Here is a 4,682-nt window from a genome sequence, read left to right as displayed (position 1 = left end):
CATCCGCCGGCTGCGTCCGGGTCGGCGGCAAAAGGAGGAAAAACGGATATGAATGAAGTCAAACAGCCAAAGAAACCCCTGATTTTCTACTATACCCTGGTCATGGTCGCGCTGGTGCTGGTCAACTTCCTGCTGGTTCCCTGGATTGCGGAGCAGCAGATCATCGAAGTGGACTACGGTACCTTCATCACCATGACGGAAAATAAGGAAATCGATCAGGTAAAGGTGGAGGACAACCAGATCCTCTTTGAGGGCAAGGACGGCAAGATTTACAAAACCGGCCTGATGAATGACCCTGATCTGGTGAACCGGCTCCACGATTCCGGCGCGCAGTTCGGCGGAGAAATCGTGGAGGAAACCTCCCCGCTCTTAAACATCCTGCTGACCTGGGTGCTGCCCGTCGTGTTGTTCGTTGCTCTGGGGCAGTTCATGGCCAAAAAGCTGATGGACAGAGCCGGCGGCCCCAACTCCATGATGTTCAACGGCGGCAATTCCAGCGCCCGGGTGTATGTCCAGTCCTCCGACGGCATCAAATTTGACGACGTGGAAGGCGTGGACGAGGCGGTAGTTATAGCAGGTAGTGACAAGCGGGGTACTATTTACGGTATCTATGAATTGTCACAGCAAATGGGAGTATCACCTTGGTATTTCTGGGCGGATGTTCCGGTGGAAAAGCACGATATTATATCTATTAAAGAAGGTATATATACAGATGGTGAACCGGCTGTGAAATACCGTGGTATTTTCCTGAATGATGAATGGCCCTGTCTAGGAAACTGGGCGGGCGATACTTTCGGTGGCTTCAATAGCAAATTTTATGAGACTGTCTTTGAACTGGTGCTTCGCCTGAAAGGAAACTTCATGTGGCCGGCTATGTGGAACAGTGCATTCTATGACGATGATCCAATGAACGGTCCGTTGGCTGATGAGATGGGAATTGTGATGGGAACTTCTCACCACGAACCTATGGGACAGGCTCAAAAGGACTGGAAACGCCGTGGAACCGGAGAATGGAATTATACAACGAACGGCGCCGTACTGCGTGACTTCTGGCAGAAGGGTATGGAGCGTTGTAAGGATTGGGAAGCAGTGATTACCCTAGCTATGCGCGGTGATGGTGACGAACCGATGAGTGAGGATGCCAATATCTCCTTATTACAGAATATAGTGAAGGATCAGCGGAAGATTATAGAGAAAGTGACCGGTAAGAAAGCGAAAGAAACTCCGCAAGTGTGGGCGCTCTATAAAGAAGTGCAGGATTATTATGATAAGGGTATGCGTGTGCCCGACGATGTGACCCTTCTGTTGTGTGACGATAACTGGGGAAATGTGCGCAAGTTGCCCGATTTGAAAGCTAAACCCCGTAAGGGCGGTTATGGAATGTATTATCACTTCGACTATGTAGGAGCTCCCCGTAATACTAAGTGGATCAACATTACCCAGATACAGCGCACCTGGGAACAGATGATGCTGACTTATGAATACGGTGTCCGTGAACTGTGGGTAGTCAACGTGGGTGACTTGAAGCCTATGGAATATCCGATAACCTTCTTCCTGGACATGGCTTGGAATCCCGGACGTTTTAATGAAAACAATCTTTTCCAGCATACGGTAGACTTCTGCAAGCAGCAGTTTGGTGGCAATTATGCGGAAGAGGCGGCGCGTCTTATAGATACATATACCAAATATAACCGCAGAGTTACTCCTGAAATGCTGAATGACAGAACGTACAGCCTGGAAAACTATGATGAGTGGCGGCGTGTGAAAGATGATTATGCAGCTTTGAGCCTGGATGCCCTGAAACTCTACTATCTGATGCCTGCCGGTTACCGGGATACTTTCGACCAACTGGTACTCTTTCCGATACAGGCATGTGCCAACCTGTATGATATGTATTATGCCGTAGCAATGAATCGCAAACTGGCGGAAACCGGTGATGTGAAAGCCAATAAATGGGCGGGCAAAGTGCGCGAATACTTTGAACGGGACTCTGTATTGACCTGTCATTATAACCATGTAATGAGTGGTGGTAAATGGAATCATATTATGGATCAGACGCACATTGGCTATAGATCATGGAATGATCCGAAGCATAACATCATGCCTAAGGTCACTCTGGTTCCCGAACCCCGTATAGCTCCTGCACCTCCTGTTTTTGTAGAGAAGGATGGCTACATATCCATCGAAGCGGAACATTACACCCGTTCTGCCGACTGTGCTTCTGCCAAATGGATTACAATCCCTAATCTGGGACGCACTCTGTCGGCAGTCACTACTTCTCCTTGTACTGCTACTCCGGAGGAGGGTATGTATCTGGAATATGATTTCGAAACGGAAAAGAGTGGTGAAGCAACTGTTATCGTGCGTTTCTCTTCGACTCTGAACTTCAATGATTATAAAGGATTGCGTTATGCAGTCAGTCTGGATGGAGGTGAAGAGCAAATAGTCAACATCAACAGTGATTATAAAGGTGAACTCGGCAGGCTACAGGCGGAGCATATTATTACGACTCAGACGAAACATCTGTGTGATAAGAAAGCGAAGCATACTTTGCGCATCCGTCCGCTCGACCCGGCACTCGTCATGCAGAAAATAATGATTGATTTCGGAGGATTGAAACCTTCGTTCCTGGGTGCTCCTGAGAGTTTTACTTATGAATAGAAATTGTACTCCGGTATTATGCCGGAAATTTTAAAAAATATTTCTTAGATAATATGAATTACAAGTCTGTTTTATTAGTAGCGGTGGCCTGCCTGTGCTCTATACTGGCAGAGGCTAAAGTTGAACTTCCCTCTGTTCTTTCGGATGGAATGGTGTTGCAACGCGAACGTCCCATAAAAATATGGGGTACTGCCGATGTCGGTGAAGATGTAGTGGTGACATTTAAGAAAAAGAAATACACGGCGAAAGCTGATGAAAATGGCAAATGGCAGGTGGAACTTCCGGCTATGAAGGCAGGTGGTCCTTATGAGATGGTTGTAAACGATATTCTTGTGAAGGATATTCTGATAGGTGATGTTTGGTTGTGCTCGGGACAGTCTAATATGGAATTGACTGTGGCTCGGGTAGCGGATATGTTTGGCAAAGAAACTGCGGTATACGAGAATCCAATGATTCGCTACGTCAAAACTCCTTATGGTAATGATTTGCATGGACCAAAAGAGGATGTTCCGCAGATGAACTGGACCTCTCTGGCACCGGAAGTTGCGCAGTCGTATGCTGCGTTGCCCTATTTCTTTGCCATAGAGATGTATAATGAGACAAAAGTTCCGGTAGGAATCATTAATTCGAGCTGGGGAGGCAGCGCTATCGAGGCGTGGATGAGTGAGGATGCATTGCAGGCATTCCCGAAATATCTGCGTGAGAGGGATCTGTATAACTCTGATGAATACAAGGCCTTGGTGAATAAGGCAGGCGGAATGATGTCGAGGTTTTGGAATCTCTCTTTATATAAAGGTGATGAAGGGCTTCATGCTCCGGTCAAGTGGTATGAACCCGGCTTGGATGATTCTGATTGGGAGACTGTAAACATGTTCTCTTATCGCTTGGGGGACAAGAACGGCTATCCGGTCAGCGGGTCGCATTGGTTCCGCCAACATATCCGTCTGACATCCGCACAGGCCGATAAAGATGCCATATTACGTTTGGGATGCATGGTTAATGCGGACTCAGTATATGTGAATGGTGTGTTTGTGGGTACTACGTCCTATCAATACCCGCCTCGTATCTATAAAGTTCCGGCATCAGTGTTGAGAAGCGGTGAGAATTTGGTTACGGTTCGCCTCATTAATTCTGGTGGCCGCCCCAGCTTTGTGAAAGACAAGCCCTATTGTCTGGCAATAGATGGGGATACGGTACGTTTGACTGAGCAATGGAAGTATAAGTTAGGTTGTGAAATGCCTGCGGGGAGAGGCGGTGTATCTTTTCAGAATATCCCGACAGGTATGTACAATTCAATGATTTCTCCTTTGCGGAATCTTACCTTTAAGGGGGCTTTATGGTATCAGGGCGAATCGAATGCAGGCAGACCTAATGAGTATGAAGCATTGCTGAGTGCCATGCTTAAAGACTGGCGTGAGAAACTGGCTGATGAAAATCTTCCTTTCTTCATCATGCAGTTACCTAATTTCATGCAGACTCACCAACAACCGGTGGAGAGTAGCTGGGCCGGTATGCGTGAGGCTCAACGGCAGGTTACTTTGAAGTTACCCAAAACTTCTCTGGTGGTAGCCATAGATTTAGGGGAATGGAATGACATTCATCCGTTGAATAAGAAAGAATTGGCAAGAAGGATAGCTCTTCAGGTAAAGAAGAAAGTATATGGTCATAAGGATATTGTCCATAGTGGTCCGTTGTGCGCTGCTGCGTCAGTGGAAGATGGAAAAGTCATTCTTTCTTTTGAAGAAGGCACGGACGACCTGATGCCGGTAAATGAGTTGAAGGGCTTTGCAGTGGCCGGAAAAGACGGACGTTTCAGGTGGGCTGAGGCTACCATAGAAGGTAACAAAGTCATTGTCCGGAGCAAAGATATACCTCAGCCGGTGAAAGTGCGTTATGCCTGGGATGATAATCCGAGGGAGGCGAATCTGAAAAACAGGGCAGGACTCCCGGCTTCACCGTTCCAAATGGTTATGAATTAGTTGACGAGGGGACAAGTTGACAAGGGAACAAGGTTCCATGCG

At 47.3% G+C, this 4,682-nt stretch carries 2 protein-coding genes; both read left to right on the top strand.

The window, feature by feature from the left end; genetic code table 11:
• Window positions 1-2,661, top strand: a 2,661-nt coding sequence (locus tag QZ135_RS24465) for an ATP-dependent metallopeptidase FtsH/Yme1/Tma family protein (RefSeq protein ID WP_365979428.1), incomplete at its 5' end; no start/stop codon positions are given.
• A 53-nt stretch (window positions 2,662-2,714) separates the two neighbouring features.
• The gene (locus tag QZ135_RS24460; protein ID WP_294615690.1) at window positions 2,715-4,640 is read left to right on the top strand and encodes a sialate O-acetylesterase; all 1,926 of its coding nucleotides are present in this window, start codon (window positions 2,715-2,717) and stop codon (window positions 4,638-4,640) included.
• Window positions 4,641-4,682: the final 42 nt, after the last annotated feature.

Origin of the sequence: uncultured Bacteroides sp., from assembly GCF_905207245.1 — a bacterium.
Lineage (GTDB): Bacteria > Bacteroidota > Bacteroidia > Bacteroidales > Bacteroidaceae > Bacteroides.
The sequence above is the reverse complement of the archived record's forward strand: the minus strand, read 5'-3'. Positions and strand labels throughout refer to the sequence as shown.

What these genes read in the sequence shown, in the direction of transcription:
- QZ135_RS24460 (WP_294615690.1), top strand. Translation starts at nt 2,715, where the DNA reads ATGAATTACAAGTCTGTTTTATTAGTAGCGGTGGCCTGCCTGTGCTCT.